General features: G+C 62.0%; 19 protein-coding genes and 1 pseudogene. 9 read left to right on the plus strand and 11 right to left on the minus strand.

Annotation, left to right across the window (positions count from 1 at the left end; genetic code table 11):
- Window positions 1-57 precede the first annotated feature (57 nt).
- Complete coding sequence (locus tag PMI24_RS08840) at window positions 58-984, plus strand: LysR substrate-binding domain-containing protein (protein WP_007952974.1); 927 nt, start codon at window positions 58-60, stop codon at window positions 982-984.
- On the opposite strand, the gene PMI24_RS08845 is transcribed toward PMI24_RS08840, so the two are convergent.
- Entirely contained in the window at window positions 899-1,498 is a 600-nt protein-coding gene (locus PMI24_RS08845; RefSeq protein WP_007952976.1) for a DinB family protein, read from the minus strand. The genes PMI24_RS08840 and PMI24_RS08845 overlap by 86 nt on opposite strands.
- A 108-nt stretch (window positions 1,499-1,606) precedes the next feature.
- Window positions 1,607-2,524 (minus strand): pyridoxal-phosphate dependent enzyme, encoded by a 918-nt coding sequence (locus PMI24_RS08850; RefSeq protein WP_007952978.1) that lies wholly within the window; start codon window positions 2,522-2,524, stop codon window positions 1,607-1,609.
- Window positions 2,525-2,656: 132 nt separating this feature from the next.
- Between PMI24_RS08850 and PMI24_RS08855 the strand changes: the two genes are divergently transcribed.
- On the plus strand, window positions 2,657-3,316 hold the full coding sequence (locus tag PMI24_RS08855) for a methyltransferase family protein (protein WP_007952980.1): 660 nt from the start codon (window positions 2,657-2,659) through the stop codon (window positions 3,314-3,316).
- Here PMI24_RS08855 and PMI24_RS08860 read toward each other — a convergent pair.
- Entirely contained in the window at window positions 3,310-3,978 is a 669-nt protein-coding gene (locus tag PMI24_RS08860) for an HAD family hydrolase (protein WP_007952982.1), read from the minus strand. The genes PMI24_RS08855 and PMI24_RS08860 overlap by 7 nt on opposite strands.
- Window positions 3,979-4,041: 63 nt before the next feature.
- Window positions 4,042-4,455, minus strand: a complete 414-nt coding sequence (locus PMI24_RS08865) for a response regulator (RefSeq protein WP_007952984.1) — start codon at window positions 4,453-4,455, stop codon at window positions 4,042-4,044.
- A 188-nt stretch (window positions 4,456-4,643) separates the two neighbouring features.
- Here PMI24_RS08865 and PMI24_RS08870 point away from each other — a divergent pair, with 188 nt between their 5' ends.
- On the plus strand, window positions 4,644-5,585 hold the full coding sequence (locus tag PMI24_RS08870) for a class I SAM-dependent methyltransferase (protein ID WP_007952986.1): 942 nt from the start codon (window positions 4,644-4,646) through the stop codon (window positions 5,583-5,585).
- A gap of 9 nt (window positions 5,586-5,594) precedes the next feature.
- On the opposite strand, the gene PMI24_RS08875 is transcribed toward PMI24_RS08870, so the two are convergent.
- Window positions 5,595-6,179, minus strand: a complete 585-nt coding sequence (locus PMI24_RS08875; RefSeq protein ID WP_007952989.1) for an NAD(P)H-dependent oxidoreductase — start codon at window positions 6,177-6,179, stop codon at window positions 5,595-5,597.
- A 100-nt stretch (window positions 6,180-6,279) separates the two neighbouring features.
- Between PMI24_RS08875 and PMI24_RS08880 the strand changes: the two genes are divergently transcribed.
- Window positions 6,280-6,912, plus strand: a complete 633-nt coding sequence (locus PMI24_RS08880; protein WP_007952991.1) for a TetR/AcrR family transcriptional regulator — start codon at window positions 6,280-6,282, stop codon at window positions 6,910-6,912.
- A gap of 193 nt (window positions 6,913-7,105) precedes the next feature.
- Here PMI24_RS08880 and PMI24_RS08885 read toward each other — a convergent pair whose 3' ends face one another.
- Window positions 7,106-7,732, minus strand: coding sequence for a TetR/AcrR family transcriptional regulator (locus tag PMI24_RS08885; protein ID WP_007952993.1), 627 nt, complete (start codon window positions 7,730-7,732; stop codon window positions 7,106-7,108).
- A 157-nt stretch (window positions 7,733-7,889) separates the two neighbouring features.
- Here PMI24_RS08885 and PMI24_RS08890 point away from each other — a divergent pair, with 157 nt between their 5' ends.
- Window positions 7,890-8,330: a hotdog fold domain-containing protein gene (locus tag PMI24_RS08890; RefSeq protein WP_007952995.1), complete on the plus strand. Its 441-nt coding sequence runs from the start codon at window positions 7,890-7,892 to the stop codon at window positions 8,328-8,330.
- A 71-nt stretch (window positions 8,331-8,401) separates the two neighbouring features.
- Here the strand turns inward: PMI24_RS08890 and PMI24_RS08895 are convergent, their stop codons facing one another.
- The 3 genes from PMI24_RS08895 to PMI24_RS08905 form a co-directional block, all read right to left on the minus strand.
- Window positions 8,402-9,088, minus strand: a complete 687-nt coding sequence (locus PMI24_RS08895; RefSeq protein WP_007952997.1) for a GNAT family N-acetyltransferase — start codon at window positions 9,086-9,088, stop codon at window positions 8,402-8,404.
- A gap of 65 nt (window positions 9,089-9,153) precedes the next feature.
- Window positions 9,154-9,711, minus strand: a complete 558-nt coding sequence (locus PMI24_RS08900) for a YceI family protein (protein WP_007952999.1) — start codon at window positions 9,709-9,711, stop codon at window positions 9,154-9,156.
- A 53-nt stretch (window positions 9,712-9,764) separates the two neighbouring features.
- A complete protein-coding gene (locus tag PMI24_RS08905) occupies window positions 9,765-10,670 on the minus strand; it encodes a LysR family transcriptional regulator (protein ID WP_007953001.1) in 906 nt (301 codons plus the stop codon).
- A 122-nt stretch (window positions 10,671-10,792) separates the two neighbouring features.
- Between PMI24_RS08905 and PMI24_RS08910 the strand changes: the two genes are divergently transcribed.
- Entirely contained in the window at window positions 10,793-12,241 is a 1,449-nt protein-coding gene (locus PMI24_RS08910; RefSeq protein ID WP_007953002.1) for an amidase, read from the plus strand.
- 56 nt (window positions 12,242-12,297) lie between these two features.
- On the opposite strand, the gene PMI24_RS08915 is transcribed toward PMI24_RS08910, so the two are convergent.
- Complete coding sequence (locus PMI24_RS08915) at window positions 12,298-13,653, minus strand: MATE family efflux transporter (RefSeq protein ID WP_007953003.1); 1,356 nt, start codon at window positions 13,651-13,653, stop codon at window positions 12,298-12,300.
- A gap of 148 nt (window positions 13,654-13,801) precedes the next feature.
- Between PMI24_RS08915 and PMI24_RS08920 the strand changes: the two genes are divergently transcribed.
- Together PMI24_RS08920 and PMI24_RS08925 are read left to right on the plus strand one after the other, a co-directional pair.
- Window positions 13,802-14,368, plus strand: a complete 567-nt coding sequence (locus tag PMI24_RS08920; RefSeq protein WP_007953004.1) for a chorismate mutase — start codon at window positions 13,802-13,804, stop codon at window positions 14,366-14,368.
- 126 nt (window positions 14,369-14,494) lie between these two features.
- Window positions 14,495-14,857, plus strand: coding sequence for a hypothetical protein (locus PMI24_RS08925; RefSeq protein WP_007953005.1), 363 nt, complete (start codon window positions 14,495-14,497; stop codon window positions 14,855-14,857).
- A 61-nt stretch (window positions 14,858-14,918) separates the two neighbouring features.
- Here PMI24_RS08925 and PMI24_RS08930 read toward each other — a convergent pair whose 3' ends face one another.
- Window positions 14,919-15,395 carry an Hcp family type VI secretion system effector gene (locus PMI24_RS08930; RefSeq protein ID WP_007953006.1) on the minus strand — a complete coding sequence of 159 codons (477 nt, stop codon included), beginning with the start codon at window positions 15,393-15,395 and terminating at the stop codon, window positions 14,919-14,921.
- Between the two features lie 268 nt (window positions 15,396-15,663).
- Here PMI24_RS08930 and PMI24_RS08935 point away from each other — a divergent pair.
- Window positions 15,664-15,895, plus strand: a pseudogene (locus PMI24_RS08935) (hypothetical protein); the annotation flags it as partial.

Below are 15,895 nucleotides of genomic sequence, written 5' to 3' on the forward strand. Positions count from 1 at the left end.
AGCCCAAGACTTTGCTGCTTTACTGAGAAGACTCAAAAAACCAGCGAGTCTTCCGGCATGAACCGCAATGACCTGCGTCGCGTGGACATGAACCTATTGGTGATTTTCGAAACCCTGATGTTCGAAAAGAACCTGACCCGCGCCGGGGAAAAGCTGTTCCTCGGCCAGCCCGCCGTCAGTGCTTCACTGGCGAAACTGCGCGACCTGTTCGACGACCCGTTGCTGGTGCGCAACGGCCGCGTGCTGGAGCCGACCCAGCGGGCGCTGGCGATCCTCAAGGAATTGCAGCCGGCGATGGACACCATTTCCGGGGCGGTCAGCCGGGCCAAGGATTTCGACCCGCTGAGCAGCCGCGACGTATTTCGCATCGGTCTGTCGGACGACGCCGAGTTCGGCCTGCTGCCGCCGCTGCTCAAGCAATTGCGCGAGGAAGCGCCGGACGTGGTGGTGGTGATTCGCCGGGTGAATTTCCTGCTGATGTCGTCGATGCTGGCGTCCGGGGAGATTTCCGTCGGCGTGAGCTACACCACCGAATTGCCGGCCAATGCCAAACGCAAAAAACTGCGGGACCTGCGCTGCAAGATCTTGCGCGGCGATGATCGTCCCGGCGCACTGACCCTCGACGAATACTGCGAACGGCCCCATGCGCTGGTGTCGTTTTCCGGGGATCTGGGCGGGGCCATCGACAACGACCTGGCGCGGATCAATCGATCGCGTCGCGTGGTATTGGCGGTGCCGCAATTTGCTCCGCTGCGGGCGATTCTGGCCGGCACCGACATGCTCGCCACCGTGCCGGATTTCGCAGCTTGCGCATTGGTCGAAGGCAGCAGCGTGTTGCGTGCCGACGACCCGCCGTTTGACATCGTGCCTTCGGAGCTGTCGATGGTCTGGAACGGGGTCAACGACAACGATCCGGCGGAACGCTGGTTGCGCTCGCTGATTGCCCATCACATGTCGGCGCCTCTTCCGCCGCAGGCGCACTGATCGGCTTGAACCCCGGATCGACCTCGCGCAGGTACACCGGCAGGTCGGTCATCGGCGGCATCTGCGGGATCTCGAAATACATCTGCACCACCCAGCCACGGTGGTAGTTGTTGTGGTTGATGACGTGCATCAGGATCGCGCCGGCATTCATGGTGCCGCCATCGCCGGACACGAATTTGAAATCGATCGAGCGGTTCAGCGAGGCTTCGGTCTGCTGCGCGCTCCAGGTGCGATACCAGCCATCGACTTCCTGCTGGGCCTGACGCAACTCGCCAAGGTCCGCGTGCACCAGATCATGGGACGTTGTGAATCCGTGCTCGCGCCCTTCGAGGTGCGCTTGCCAGATCCGGTCGACCACGTAGATGTGGTTCAGCGTACCGATCATGTTCTTGAAAACCGTCTTGCGCTCCCTCGTCGTCTCCCCCGCCGGCAGCGCTTGCAGGCTGTCGAACAGACGCTGATTGGCCCAGGTCTTGTAGTCCGTGAGCAGATGGGCCGTGGCCAGATTGATCATCGCGGGTCACCGTAGGCACGAAAAAGGGCTCCGCCTAGGATAGACCTCTCTCGCGGGAATGGCGGTGGTGCTGACTATTGGTCGAAGGGAAATACCTTCCGCTTTCACTCAAGACCCCAACCGAGCCCACCCCGCCACCAGTTGCGCACTGATACTTACCCCACCACAAACAATAACCACCACATCCCGAGCCCCCGCCAGCGCCGGATGATCAAGGTACGCCACCGCCAGCGAAACCCCGCACGCCGGCTCCACCAATTGCCGCAGATCACTGGCATAACGCACCACCCCCATGATCGCGTCGTCATCCGACAGCACCAGACATTCATGATCGAACTCGCCGATATGCTCTACCGGCCAAGCCGCCACCTGCGCGGCGCCAAGGGAGGTGGCGACTGTGTCGATGCGGCTCAAGCGCACCGGATGGCCGGCCTGCACCGCGGCGGCGAAAGACGCGGCGCCTGTGGTTTCGCAGGTGACGATGCGGCAGTCGCGACGGTCGTGGCGCAGCAGCCCGGTGAGGATGCCCGCCAGCAAACCACCGCCGCCGACCGACGTGACCACGGTATCGACCTGCGGACAGTCTTCGAGGATTTCGTCGACCATCGTGCTGTGCCCTTCCCACAGCACCGGGTGGTCGAAGGCCGGCACGTATTCGGTGTCCGCCGCGCTGGCCAGTTCCCGCGCTCGCTGGTTGGCTTCGTCCCAGACTTTGCCGTGGACGATAACCTCCGCGCCGGTGCGTCGAATACGTGCGCGGGTTGCTTCCGGTGTGGTGTGCGGCACCACGATGCAGGCTTGCAGGCCCAGGCTGACCGCTGCCACCGCCGTGGCCAGCCCGGCATTGCCGCCGGACGGACACACGACCTTGCGCTTGCCCTGCGCCGCTGCCTGACTGCACAACAAGCCCATGCCGCGCAGCTTGAAGGAGCCGCACGGTTGCAGGTTTTCCAGCTTCAGCCAGATGCGCCGGGAAGCGGTCGACAGGGTCGGATGGAGGATCAGCGGCGTGCGGATGTGCAGCATGGCGGACTCCCGAAGCGGCGGATCGGATGATCGGAACGTCTCTGCCTGAAGTTTAGTCCACGCTCCTGCCGGCGGTTAAACGCCGGGGATCGTGCCGGGATCTACACTGAACGGAACAGCCGTGAGGTGCCTATGAAAATGTCTGCGCAAATGACCGTGGTCGCCGTGCTCGCCACCCTCGCCTATCTGGGCCTGGCGATGTGGGGCATCGGTGGCGTGGCGGTGTTCTTTTCTCACGGCGCGCTGGTCGTGGTGGCGCTGGCCACGCTGGCCATGGTGGTGGCTTCGCTCTTTACGGAAGTGAACCTGAGCACCGGCGAGCGCGAGGACCGGGCCAATCGCTGGGTGATTCCGGCGTTCGCCGTGATCGGACTGGTCAGTGCTTTTCTGCCGGCTTACTGCGACCGCATCGGTTTCTGGACCATCGGCCGCGAAGGCACCCGTTGGCTGGGGGCGCTGCTGTTTATCGTCGGTGGCGGGTTGCGGTTGTGGCCGGTGTTTGTGCTGGGCCATCGCTTCAGCGGGCTGGTAGCGATTCAGCCGGGGCACCGGTTGGTCACCGAAGGGATCTACCGGCATCTGCGCAACCCCAGTTATCTGGGACTGGTGATCAACGCGATCGGCTGGGCGCTGGCGTTCCGCTCGTTGGTCGGCCTGTTGCTGGCGGCGCTGACGCTGATCCCGCTGATCGCCCGCATCCACTCCGAAGAGGCCCTGCTGCGCACGCAGTTCGGCGCCGAATACGACGCCTATTGCGCCCGCAGCTGGCGATTGGTGCCGGGGGTTTATTGAGGTTGCAGGCGCAACTGGCCGTCGCTGTCGATGCTCAGCGCAACGTCGCGGTAACTGGCGATGGTCGCGTGTGCGGTTTCAAGCGGATGCTGGTGAGTCGTGGTGATGATCATCAACGGCGCACCGGCGGCTTCAGCGGCCTGAATGCCGACGGTGGCGTCTTCGAAAATCAGACAGTCCGCCGGTTCCAGGCCCAGACGTTTGGCCGCCAGTCGATAACCCGCCGGATCCGGTTTGCCGGCGGTCACGTCCTCGGCGGTGATCATCACCGCCGGTTCAGGAATCCCCGCCGCCGCCATCCGCCGCAACGCCAGATCCCGTGGCGCCGAGGTCACCATGGCCCAGCGATCCGCCGGCAACGATTTGAGAAACGCTGCCGCGCCGGGGATCTCGACAATGCCTTCGACATCTTCGATTTCCGCCTCGGTAATGAACGCGGCTTGCGCCTCGGCGTCCACGCCCGGCAGGTTCAAACGCGTGATGGTGTCGATGGCGCGCACGCCGTGGATGGTCGGCAGGAACGTCTCGACGTTCACCCCGTGGCGCACGGCCCAGGCGGACCAGATCCGCTCGGCGGCGGCGATGGAGTTGAGGACGGTGCCGTCCATGTCGAACAGGAACGCGCCGAACGCGCGGTTGAAAACAGCATCGTGAGCAGACAAAAGATCACTTCCTCGCAAGGGGCCGGGCAACGATGCCCGGCAATGTAGCACTTGCGGGACGCCTCAGTGCAGACGCGGCGCCTTGGATTTGAACGCACCGTCCACGCAATCGAGCAACTGGCCGATGGCCCACGGCTTCTTGATGAACGCCACCGGATGCTTCACGCCGGAAGTTTCCGGTGTTTCATAACCGGACATGACCATCACCGGTTTGTCCGGCCAGCGGTCGCCGACCAGATTGGCCAGGTCCGCACCGTTGAGGGTGCCGGGCATGGTGATGTCGGTGAGCAGCAGCGCGACTTCCGGCGCGTGCGCTTCCAGATATTGCGAGGCCGCATCGGCGCTGGTCTGCGGCTCGACCTTGAAACCTTCCTCCTGAAGAATTTCGCACAGAAACTCCAGAATCAACGGATCATCCTCGACTACCAGAATCAACCCGCCAGGAAGGTGCGCGCTCGACGTCGGAATTGGACACATGAACTGGCACTCCCTGAATTGCATGAACGATTTAGCGGCTTGATCCCGCTGCTTATCTGGTATGAGCAGCGCCTTCTACAGAAATTCATTTTTGATACAGGTCTTTTCGATAACAGCCGTTCGACGGGCAGTCGCCGGTGCGTAATTGCGGTTAAAATGCGCGCCCTTTTGCTGGCCGATCCTGATTGATGAACCCTCAAGCCCTCGCCGTCCTCCATGCTCACCTGCTCACCGCGCTGACTTCGGCACCCGCCGAAACCCGTCGGCTGTTCCATGGGCGCGGGCGTTGCTGGCCGGGGCTGGAGCAAGTCACCGTGGACTGGCTGCAAGGCGTGGTGCTGGTGTCGCTGTTCAAGGAACCCGAGGCTTCGCAGTTGGAAGACCTCAAGCGTCTGTTGCTGGAGATCACTCATTCAGAGCAATGGCAACAGTCCGGCGCACACACTTTGCTGATCCAGCACCGTTACCTGCCGCAAAGCACCGCCGAATGGCTGCTCGGTGAAGAAATCGACGAAATGACCATCGTCGAGGGCGGGCTGAAATACCGCGTGGATCTGGGCCGCAAGCAGAACGCCGGGTTGTTCCTCGACATGCGTTACGGGCGCAACTGGGTGCGCGAACAGGCGGCGGGCAAACGGGTGCTGAACCTGTTCGCCTACACCTGCGGCTTTTCGGTGGCGGCCATCGAGGGTGGCGCCAGCCATGTGGTCAACCTCGACATGTCCCGCGCCGCGCTGAGCCGGGGCCGCGACAATCACCGGCTGAACGGGCATGACCTGAGCAAGGTGAGTTTCCTCGGCCACGACCTGTTCAAATCCTGGGGCAAGGTGATCAACAGCGGCCCATACGATCTGGTGATCATTGACCCGCCGTCGTTCCAGAAAGGCAGTTTTCTGCTGACCAAGGATTACCAGCGCGTGCTGCGTCGCCTGCCGGAACTGCTGACGGCGCAGGGCACGGTGCTGGCGTGCATGAACGATCCTTCGTTCGGTTCGGACTTCCTGATCGACGGCGTGACCCAGGAAGCACCGAGCCTGCGCTTCGAGCAACGGCTGGAAAATCCGCCGGAGTTTCCCGACGTCGATGCTGAAAGCGGTCTGAAGGCGCTGATCTTCAAACGCATCGACTGACAACAGGTTTCAACGAAACAAACCCAGTCCGAGTTCGCGCGCCGCCTGCAACTGCTTCGCCGGATCGCTCGACTCGGACTCCAGCAACAATGCCGAACCCGACACCGTCGCCCCGCAGTAATCGAAAATCCCGTGATCGATCTGCGTCTTCATCGCCGCACCGTAGCCGTGGCGCTCGTAAGTGCGCACATCCGCTCCGCCGAGTCCGACGAGGTGCACGCGCAATCTTCCAAGCTTCTTCAACGTCTTGTCACCGTCGAAATCGTACGCCCAGCCATTGCTGAACACCCGGTCGATCCAGCCTTTGAGCAGCGCCGGCATCGACCACCAGAACACCGGATAGACCAGCACCAGCGCATCGGCGCGGTCGATGCGTGCCTGCTCGGCCAGTACGTCCGCCGGCGGCGCGGATTCGCGGTGATGCACCGCCCAGTCGGCCACGCCGAAGCGCGGATCGAATTCCTCGGCGTGCAGGTCGGCGATTTCGAAGGTGTTGGATGGATCGCTTTCCGACAGGCCTTTGGCAATCTGTTGCGCCAACGCGCGAGTCAGCGAACGTGGATCATCGTGATCTACAACAATCAGTGCGTGCATGGGGAAATCTCCGGTTGGTGATTGCTGACCAAGGGCTTATCCTTTCGATAAGCTACGATTGGTAAGTTACCATCAGTAAGTTACGTTTGGTATATAAGCAATGTCAACCACTGAAATCCCAGATCCCGCACAACCCCGTCGCCGCCTGTCCCGGGAAGATCGCCAGCGCCAGTTGCTCGACATGGCCTGGCAGTTGATTCGCGAAGAAGGCACCGATGCCCTGACCCTCGGCTATCTGGCGGAAAAGGCCGGTGTGACCAAACCGGTGGTCTATGACCATTTCACCACCCGCGCCGGTTTGCTCGCGGCGCTTTATCAGGATTTCGACAAGCGCCAGACGGCGCTGATGGACGCGGCGCTGGCCAATGCCGAAGCGACCTTGAGCGGCACCGCGACGGTGATTGCCACAGCGTATGTCGATTGCGTGCTGACTCAGGGCAACGAGATTCCGGGGGTAATTGCGGCCCTGGCGAGCACGCCGGAACTGGAGAGGATCAAGCGCGAATACGAGGCGATCTTTCTGGAGAAATGCCGCAATGTGCTGTCGCCTTTCGCTGACGGCGCAGAGATCGGTCAGGCAGGATTACGCGCCATGCTCGGCGCCGCCGAAGCCCTGTCGCAAGCGGCAGCCACCGACGAAATCAGCGCCGAACAGGCCCGTGACGAGCTGTTGGCAACCATCATTGCGATGGTCGAAAGAGCCGCCGCCCGCGCCACCCAGGCAGGTGACTGACGGTACTTGAGCGCATCAGCCCACCTTCCTACGATGGAACTACGCAGTCGCTTGGTCCGCCAAGCCGTTGCGTAGGTGCGGGTGCTCTGAACCCCAATCAAGCCCGCACCTGGCTTCATGCGCATCTTGAGCCTCGCGGGCTCTACTTCCTCCCCATCAAAGAGTCTTGAGGCTCTTTTTTTGTCTCTGAAAATCAGCATTCGGGTTCTCGACGGATCGAACGCCACGTGGCCTGGGCCAGCAATTCGCGATAAGTCTTCGGACTGCCCTGCACTCGCCCGGACAACCACGCGCGGCAATAGCTGTCGGCCTGCCCGACGATCAGCGACGGCAACAGCTCGGCCGGGCATTCATTGAGTTCAGCCACGCGCCCGGACTCGGCCAGCCAGGTACGCAGGCCGAGGTTGCGGGTCTTGTTGCGCTCGGCCAGTTCATCCTTGTGCGGGCCCCGGGTCACGGCATAACGCGCGTGATACTGGAACCGCGCCCATTCCGGCTGGTTCTCGACCCAATCCACATAGCTGTAGACCAGCGCCTGCACGCCCTCTTCGGTGGTCGTCGCGTCGGCCAGATAAACGTCGCGCAGGCGCGCCTGATCCTCCAGCGCAGTGAAGAACAGCGCGGCCACCAGCCCTTCCTTGTTGCCGAAATGGTGGTAGATCGCCCCGACACTGGTGTCGCACTCGGCACGGATCATTTCGATGGTGGTGGCCTCGATGCCCTGCTCGTTGAACAGGCGCAGGGCCTTGCGAAAGATGTCGCGCTTGAGTTCGGCGCGGCGGCCGGGGTAGCTGCGTTCGAGTAGATCTGCGGTGTCCATGGGCCTTGAAAATCCGGGTAAAGGGCACGTCCGTGCCGGGTGATCGAAACACGCACAGGTTGACAGATTTCCCGCGAACAGAATACCGTTCCGCTACAGAACAATATTCTGTAACGGAACATAATTCTGCAAATCTCCTAACCGCGAGGCTTCACCCATGAGTCAGTTTCTCAGCATGTTCAACAGCGTCGGTTCCCAGGCGTTCAGCCAGATGGCCTGCCAGGTCGCACCGTACTTCAGCACCATCAATCCGCTGGTGACCGAGTTGCGGGCAGGTTCCGCGCAGGTGCAAGTGCCGTTTCGCCGCGAGATCACCAACCACCTCGGCACCGTCCACGCCATCGCCCTGTGCAATGCTGCCGAACTGGCGGCCGGGATGATGACCGACGTATCGATTCCCGCCGGCGCACGCTGGATTCCAAAAGGCATGACCGTCGAATACCTGGCCAAGGCCAAGACCGACGTCACCGCCGTGGCCAATGGCGAAGCGCTGGACTGGCAGACCGAAGGCGACAAGATCGTGCCGGTGGATGTCCACGACACCGAAGGCAGGAAAGTGTTCACGGCGCGCATCACCATGAACGTGAAACTGTCCTGAAATCACTGGCACAAAAAAGCCCTTGCTGCGCTGATCGCAACAAGGGCTTTTGTCGTTTCGAAGAGAAGGGATCAGTGAACGGTCAGGCGCTGGCGGACAAATTCTTCGGTGCGGCGAGTGACCTGATCCAGATGCCGGTCGCGCTGTTTCTCGGCATCGAGCATCGCCCGCTTGCCGTGCTTTTGCAGCAGATAGGTGTGGATCTGCTGCACTTCCAGCGAACGGTAGATCGGAGTGGTGTCGATGAAACCGCGCAGCCCGTTGCTGCGGTAGTGCCGGGTGCTCATCAACACCTGCGTCTCCAATTGGCCCAGTACTTCAAAGCCCAGCGCCTCGAAATACGGCACCTTGCCGACGCTGCAGGTCAGCTCGGCATGGGGGTAACGCGCCACCATGTCCGCGATCAACGAACGGGCCACGCCCTGACGCCGATGCCCCTCGCGCACCGCCAGATAGGCCACGTTGCACGCCTCCCAATCGCCCTGCACCGGCAGGTACAACAGGAAGCCGATCACCCGCTCCGGGTCATCGTCATCGGTGGCCACCAGCAATTCCACCTCGGTGCCCTTCTCGCCGTTCAACGCCTCCAGATACAGATGCACCTCGTAGCCGACCGCGTACTGATAGACGTTGTACAGCAGGTTGCTCGGGCCGAGGCCGATGGCACTGATGTCGGTCAGGTTGTCGACCACCATCTGCAAAATCTGGCTGTTGACGCCTTCGGGGCATGGGGATTTGTAGTGGGTGATGCGGGGCATGGCGGGCGGACTCCGGCGGAAAACGCCGCCATCATACCGCGCCAACGCTCTGAGGACCGAACGCGTCACTGCTGCGGCGCCACCACCTTGAACTTGATGTCGATGTCCTTCGACACCACGGTGTCCGCCCACTCCCCTGCGCCGAGGCCAAACTCGTCGCGCTTGAGCACCAGTTCGCCGTCAAAGATGCCGATGCTGCTGTCGGGTTTGAGTTGCACCGGCACCTGCACCTCACGGGTGATGCCTTTGAGGGTGAGGTGGCCGTCGACCAGATAACGGTTGTCGCCGTCCGGCCTGAAACGGGTCGATTCGAACACCGCCACCGGGAATTTATCGGTGTTGAACCACGCCGGTTTCACCAGTTCGGAGTTGGCGTCTTCGCTGCCGGCGTCGATGCTGGTGAGGTCGATGTGCAGCGTGGTGCGGGCGCTGGCGAGGTTGTCGGTGTCGAAGTCCAGCGTCGCGTCGAACTTGCCGAACGTGCCGTACATCCGCGAGCCCATCTGGTTGTAGGTGAAACTGATCTGGCTGGCGGTGGTGTTGACCCGGGTGTACTCCACCGCCTGCGCAGCAGGGACGACAATCAGGCAACACGCGGCAGCCAACAGCAATCGAATCGACATGGAAGGCTCCGGCGCCCGATGGGTCTCGAATGACTTAAGCAAACATCCGGCGGTTACGCCACTTCGTCGGCCATGCGCGCCTTCAGGTAGCCGATCAGCGCCGTCACCTTGGGCGATGGCAAGTGTTCGCGGGCCGTCACCGCGTTGAGATCCTGCGGCGGGCCGATCCACTGCGGCAGCACCCGGATCAGACGTCCGGCCTGCACATCGGCCTGCATGCTCTGCTCCATTCCCAGGCTCAGCCCCTCACCCGCGAGCAACGCGTCATGCAGCAGCGCCGGATCGTTGGCCAGGATGGAAGGCTCGACGCGGTAGTCTTTCACGCGCGCGCCTTCGCGACGCAACGGCCAGACATAACCGACATCGCGCCGGGCCTGATGCAGCGTCAGCGTCTGATGATGAATAAGTTCGTCAGGATTGTCCGGCGTACCGTGGCGCGCCAGATAATCCGGGGCCGCGTAGATGCCCGTGGGAAAACTCGCCAGCCGGCGGGCGATCAGGCTCGAATCCGGCAACGCCCCGAGACGCAGCGCCACGTCGATTTCGTCCCCCACAAGGTCCAGCGGCACATGGGAGGCCAGAACCTCCAGACGAATTTCCGGGTACGACTGCCGAAATCCCGCGAGCACCGGCGCAAACCAACTGACGCCGAATGAAAACGGCACCGTCACCCGCAACCAGCCGCGCGGCCCGTCACGCAACTGATGCACCGCGCGCTCGGCGTGTTCAAGGGTATCGGCTAGGGCCTTGCAGTGTTCGTAATACACCGAACCCGCTTCGGTAAGGCTCAACTGGCGCGTGGTGCGCCGCAGCAACTGCACGCCGATGGCCTGTTCCAGTTCGCGCACCCGACGGCTGACCGTGGTCTTGGGGATCTGCAACGCATGGGCGGCGGCGGTGAAACTGCCGAGGCGCACCACGCGCACGAAAACCAGTGTGTCGTTCAGGTCACGGATCATTTGCAGGCCTTCCGCCAATCAAAGGATTGTGCCAGCAGCGGCACATTGCATGCCGCGATTATGGGCTAATCACGATAAGACCTGCGACCTAAGATCGCTGCTTCCTTCCTGGAGTGCCTCTGATGAACCTCAACGAATACGCCGAACATGACGGCATCGGCCTGGCGCAACTTGTTGCGTCGGGCGACGTCCGCGCCGAAGAACTGGCCGCGCTGGCCATCGAAGCCGTGCAGCAGGTCAACCCGTCGATCAACGCGGTGATCGAACACTGGACGCCAACGGTGACCACCGGCAGCGGCCCTTTGGCCGGGGTGCCGTTTCTGATCAAGGATCTGGCGATCACTGCTGCCGGGCGACGCAATGAACTGGGCAGCCGACTCGCCCAAGGCGTGGTCGCGCAGCATGATTCGAACCTGATGCAACGCTTCAACGCCAGCGGATTGATGACGCTGGGCCGCACCACCACGCCGGAAATGGCGTTCAGCACCGAGACCGATTCCGTCCTGCAAGGGCCGACCCGCAACCCTTGGGATCCGCAGCGCTCGGCCGGCGGTTCCAGTGGCGGCGCCGGGGCTGCCGTCGCCGCCGGCATTGTGCCGGTCGCCCATGCCACCGATGCGGCAGGTTCGATCCGCGTGCCGGCGGCGTTCAACGGGCTGGTCGGGCTCAAGCCGACGCGCGGGCGCAGCTCTCACGGGCCGGTGATGGATGAAGTGTTCGCCGGTTTGGGCGTGCAACTGGGTCTGTCGCGGACCGTGCGCGACAGCGCGGCGCTGATGGATGTGGTGCAAGGCTGCGCGCCGGGGGATCCGTATCACACGCCCGCACCGGCTGAAGGTTTTCTGGCCCAGGTCGGTCGAGATCCGGGACGGCTGCGAATCGGTGTGCTCGACACGCCATGGAACGGCGCCGCCGTCGACAGTGAAATCCGTGACGCAACCCAGCGCGTCGCCCGCGAACTCGAAGCGCTCGGCCATCAGGTAGAAACCGTGCAAGCCCCGCTCGGTCTGTCATGGGAGGCCTTCGTCGACGCCAACGCGCATATCTGGTGCGCCAGCCTGGTGCGCTGGATCGACCACCTCGCCAGCAGCACCGGCCGCGCCATCGACCACCGCACGCTCGAACCGGCCACGCTGGCCTGCTACGCGTTAGGCGAGCAATCCCGTGGCGTGGATTTCGCCGCCGCACTGGAAGTGCGCAACAGCATCGCCCGGCAAGTCGCGAGCTGGTTCGAATCCATCGACATCCTGCTGACCCCGACTCTGCCGCAATTGCCGCAAGCCGTTGGCATCTACAATCGCGGCGCCGAGACGCTTGATGGCCGGCAATGGACGGCGCGGGTGTTCGCGCATTCGCCCTTCACCCCGGTGTTCAACGTAGCGGGGACGCCGGCCATTTCATTGCCGTTGGGAATGTCGCAAAGCGGGTTGCCGATCGGTGTGCAACTGGCTGCCCGCTTCGGGGCTGACGATGTCTTGCTGCGGCTGGCCGCGCAACTGGAGCAAACGTTGCCGTGGCATCGACGGCGTCCGCTGATCCATGCAGGGCAAAAAACCTCGATGATTTCATGAGGCACAAAAAAGGGCCGTTCCCCGAGGAACGGCCCTGCGTTTTCTGGCGACCAGTCTTACACCAGCCGCTCGATCTTCTGATGCTTCCAGACCCGCGTGTAATACAGCGTCTGCAGCACCAGCATTCCCAGATACGCAATCGGGAACGCCATCCACACGCCCTGCAAACCGAACTGCCCGTCCAGCCAGTAGGCCGCCGGCAACTGCACGCCGAGCACGCAGATGATCGCCACGCCCACCGGCACCAGCACCGTGCCGCTGGCCCGCATGATGCCGCCGATGATCGCCTGGAAACCGAAGATCAACAGGCTCCACAACATGATGTGCAACAGATGCTCGGCCATCGCCCGGGTCGAGTCTTCGGTCAGGAACAGCCCCAGCAACCAGTGCGACAACAGGTAACCCGCCAGGATCAAGCCACCGGTCAGGCACACGTTGATCCACAACCCGGTGCGCAGGATCGGGCCCATCCGTTCCAGCCGTCCGGCACCGATTGCCTGGGCGCCGAGGATCGACGCGGTGATCGCAATCGACAGCGCCGGAAACTGCACGTAATTGACGATCTGCGTCACCGCGCCGTAGGCCGCCGTCGCCTGCGAGCCGTGCTGGTTGACCAGCGCCAGAATCACCAGCTCCGACAGCGACAGCACGATCATCTGCACGCCAGTGGGCAGACCGATGCGCAACACCTTGCCGAGAATTGCGCCGTCCAGACGCAGCGCCGCGAAGAACTCGCGATCCGGCGCCAGCGGATGCCCCTTGCGGATCAGGCTCCATGACAGCCACGCCATCGCCGCCAGCGTACCGGCCAGACCGGCGAACGCCGCGCTCTGAATCCCCAGTTGCGGCAAACCGAACCAGCCGCGAATGAACGCCGGGGTCAACGCCAGCCCGACCACGGTCGACAGCAACAGCGCCAGCATCGGCGACAGCGTGTCGCTCACCCCGCGCAACAGCTGCGTGAACAACACGTACACCAGCACAACCGGCAAAGTCCACATCATCACCCGGGCATAGGCCACCGCATCATCCAACACATCCGCCGGCGTCCCCAACCCCTGCAAGGCCTGGCGCGCAAACACACTGCCCAGCACCGCCGCCACCAGCCCGATCAACACCCCCAGCAACAACGTCGCCCCGGCAATCGCCTTGACCATATGCGACTCACGCGCCCCCCACGCCTGACCGATCAACACCCCTGCCCCGGCGCCCAGACCGATGACCAGTGCGATGAAGAAAAAGATGATCGGAAACATGCCGGACACCGCGGCCAGCGCTTGCGTGCCGAGCATCTGACCGATGTAGATGCTGTTGACCGTGCCCGACATCGATTGCAGGAAGTTCGACAGCACCATTGGGGCCAGGAACAGCAGGTAGGTTTTCCAGAGGGGGGAATGAGCGGGGGTTTGCATTGAGGGTCCGTCTCGGGTGGGAGCTGATGACAGAGTCTAAGGTATGCAATGCCGTTCAGGTCGTACCCGTTTGCATTAAAACTTCGTAATCTGCACCCCCGACCAATCTGCAAAGCCTCTCCATCACGACAGGAAGTGAATCTCTCCCATGCGCCGTTCCCCGTTTCTGCTGAGTTGCACCCTATTGACCGCTCTGGCGACGACCGTCCACGCCGGCCCCGCGCCCTCGCCCGAAGTGGTGCAAGGATTGGTGAACACCCTGAACGAACGCCTGAACATCGGCGATCTCGTCGCCCTGACCAAATGGGACAGCGGCAAGCCGATCCAGGACAGTCCCCGTGAGGCGCAGGTGATCGACAACGCCCGCAAGCTGGCCGCCGAACGCAAGCTCGACCCGGAAGACGTCGCGCAATTGATAGCCGCGCAGATGGAGGCCAACAAACTGGTGCAGTACGGTTTGCTCGCACAGTGGCAGGCCGCCGGTGCCGCGCCGGACACGCCGCGCCCGGATCTGGGCAAGCAGATTCGCCCGCGTCTGGATGAGTTGCAAACCCGTCTGCTGCAGCATTACGCCGACTTCACGCCCTACCGTCACGACCCGAACTGCCCGGCGTGGCTGGCCAAGGCGCGCACCGGTCTGACCCGTGACGCGCTGCATGAACTGGCCCTGACCCGCGCCACCGGAGAGCTGTGCATTCGGCCGCCAGCGCCCTAGAACAAGGGTCTTGGCATTCATTGCTGGCGTCGATAGTCACCATCAGTTCAATGAAGTTCTCATAAAAAATCCGCGGCGTAACATCGGCTCCATACCCAACAAACAACACCCCTGGAGCACACGATCATGAAACGCCAGATCCTTCTCGGCATCGCTTTTTCGGTTCTCGCAGTCAACGCTTTTGCAGCCAAACCCGCCCACACCATGATCGCCGAAGGCGGTTCGGATCGTTTGATCGAACGCCGTGTGGCTGAAGGTGGCGCTGATCGCCTGATCGAACGTCGTGTTGCTGAAGGTGGCTCTGATCGTCTGATCGAACGTCGTGTGGCTGAAGGTGGATCGGACCGTCTGATCGAACGCCGCGTTGCTGAGGGTGGCGCTGATCGTCTGATCGAACGTCGCGTTGCTGAAGGTGGATCTGATCGTCTGATCGAACGCCGTGTTGCTGAAGGTGGCGCTGATCGTTTGATCGAACGCCGCGTTGCATAAGTAAGCAGCGCATAAAGAAAAGCCCGGCCTGATCAGCCGGGCTTTTCTTTGCCTACCGTATTCACTCCTCGGCGTCCCAGAAACTGTAACTACTGGTGCCCGCCAGATTGTGGGTCCAGGTGATATCGCGATAGCGGATGGCGAGGCGTTCCTGAGGGGCGACGTCGTTTTGCTGGATGGCATGGGGAACGTCCAGGGTGATGTCGGCAATCACTCCCCCGCCGATCTTTATCGTGAAGTACTTTTCCTCGATGCCATACGGCGAAGTTCTATAGAAGCTGACAGAGCAGTCGATTTCCTCTCTGTTGGAGAGTGCCCGCGCCAGCAAAGGCGAGGACGGGTCAAGCCACTTGGTGATTGCGACAGGACTGTGGATCAGTTTGTCGGTACTCATTCGATTGTGGGCAAAGGCCAACACTCTTATTTCATCGTCATGTCCGACCTGACCTTTGTTGTCCAGAGAGTCCGGTGTCGAGCATCCTGCCGAGATAAGCCCCTGGGTTTTCCCTTCGATGGTCATGTAACTGTGATTGGCCATACCTGTCACTCCTTGTGCAAGAGCAACAGACTAGTGGATGTGGCCATCACTTTATGTAGGGTGCTTCCGAAAGTGAAAGTCGTTAACTGACAGACACTTCCCATAACTTCAAGCGTGTTTTAATCGCGACACCGCTCAACTGTTTACTATCGATTTCGCTGCATCGCCTGCGTCGATAGTCACCATCAGCGCAATGAAGTTCTCTTAAAAAATCCCCGGCGTAACATCAGCTCCATACCCAACAAACAACACCCCGGAGCACACGATCATGAAACGCCAAATCCTTCTCGGCATCGCTTTCTCGGTTCTTGCAGTCAACGCTTTTGCAGCCAAACCCGCCCACACCATGATCGCCGAAGGCGGTTCGGACCGGTTGATTGAAAGTCGAGTGGCTGAGGGTGGTTCGGATCGTCTGATCGAACGTCGTGTGGCTGAAGGTGGCTCCGATCGTCTGATAGAACGCCGTGTTGCTGAAGGTGGTTCCGATCGTCTGATCGAAC

The sequence above is a fragment of the Pseudomonas sp. GM25 genome (genome assembly GCF_000282255.1).
Taxonomy (GTDB): Bacteria; Pseudomonadota; Gammaproteobacteria; order Pseudomonadales; family Pseudomonadaceae; genus Aquipseudomonas; species Aquipseudomonas aphyarum.

Coding starts and splice junctions, on each gene's coding strand:
- PMI24_RS08840 (WP_007952974.1), top strand. CDS start 58: ATGAACCGCAATGACCTGCGTCGCGTGGACATGAACCTATTGGTGATT.
- PMI24_RS08845 (WP_007952976.1), bottom strand. CDS start 1,498: ATGATCAATCTGGCCACGGCCCATCTGCTCACGGACTACAAGACCTGG.
- PMI24_RS08850 (WP_007952978.1), bottom strand. CDS start 2,524: ATGCTGCACATCCGCACGCCGCTGATCCTCCATCCGACCCTGTCGACC.
- PMI24_RS08855 (WP_007952980.1), top strand. CDS start 2,657: ATGAAAATGTCTGCGCAAATGACCGTGGTCGCCGTGCTCGCCACCCTC.
- PMI24_RS08865 (WP_007952984.1), bottom strand. CDS start 4,455: ATGTGTCCAATTCCGACGTCGAGCGCGCACCTTCCTGGCGGGTTGATT.
- PMI24_RS08870 (WP_007952986.1), top strand. CDS start 4,644: ATGAACCCTCAAGCCCTCGCCGTCCTCCATGCTCACCTGCTCACCGCG.
- PMI24_RS08875 (WP_007952989.1), bottom strand. CDS start 6,179: ATGCACGCACTGATTGTTGTAGATCACGATGATCCACGTTCGCTGACT.
- PMI24_RS08880 (WP_007952991.1), top strand. CDS start 6,280: ATGTCAACCACTGAAATCCCAGATCCCGCACAACCCCGTCGCCGCCTG.
- PMI24_RS08885 (WP_007952993.1), bottom strand. CDS start 7,732: ATGGACACCGCAGATCTACTCGAACGCAGCTACCCCGGCCGCCGCGCC.
- PMI24_RS08890 (WP_007952995.1), top strand. CDS start 7,890: ATGAGTCAGTTTCTCAGCATGTTCAACAGCGTCGGTTCCCAGGCGTTC.
- PMI24_RS08895 (WP_007952997.1), bottom strand. CDS start 9,088: ATGCCCCGCATCACCCACTACAAATCCCCATGCCCCGAAGGCGTCAAC.
- PMI24_RS08900 (WP_007952999.1), bottom strand. CDS start 9,711: ATGTCGATTCGATTGCTGTTGGCTGCCGCGTGTTGCCTGATTGTCGTC.
- PMI24_RS08905 (WP_007953001.1), bottom strand. CDS start 10,670: ATGATCCGTGACCTGAACGACACACTGGTTTTCGTGCGCGTGGTGCGC.
- PMI24_RS08910 (WP_007953002.1), top strand. CDS start 10,793: ATGAACCTCAACGAATACGCCGAACATGACGGCATCGGCCTGGCGCAA.
- PMI24_RS08915 (WP_007953003.1), bottom strand. CDS start 13,653: ATGCAAACCCCCGCTCATTCCCCCCTCTGGAAAACCTACCTGCTGTTC.
- PMI24_RS08920 (WP_007953004.1), top strand. CDS start 13,802: ATGCGCCGTTCCCCGTTTCTGCTGAGTTGCACCCTATTGACCGCTCTG.
- PMI24_RS08925 (WP_007953005.1), top strand. CDS start 14,495: ATGAAACGCCAGATCCTTCTCGGCATCGCTTTTTCGGTTCTCGCAGTC.
- PMI24_RS08930 (WP_007953006.1), bottom strand. CDS start 15,395: ATGGCCAATCACAGTTACATGACCATCGAAGGGAAAACCCAGGGGCTT.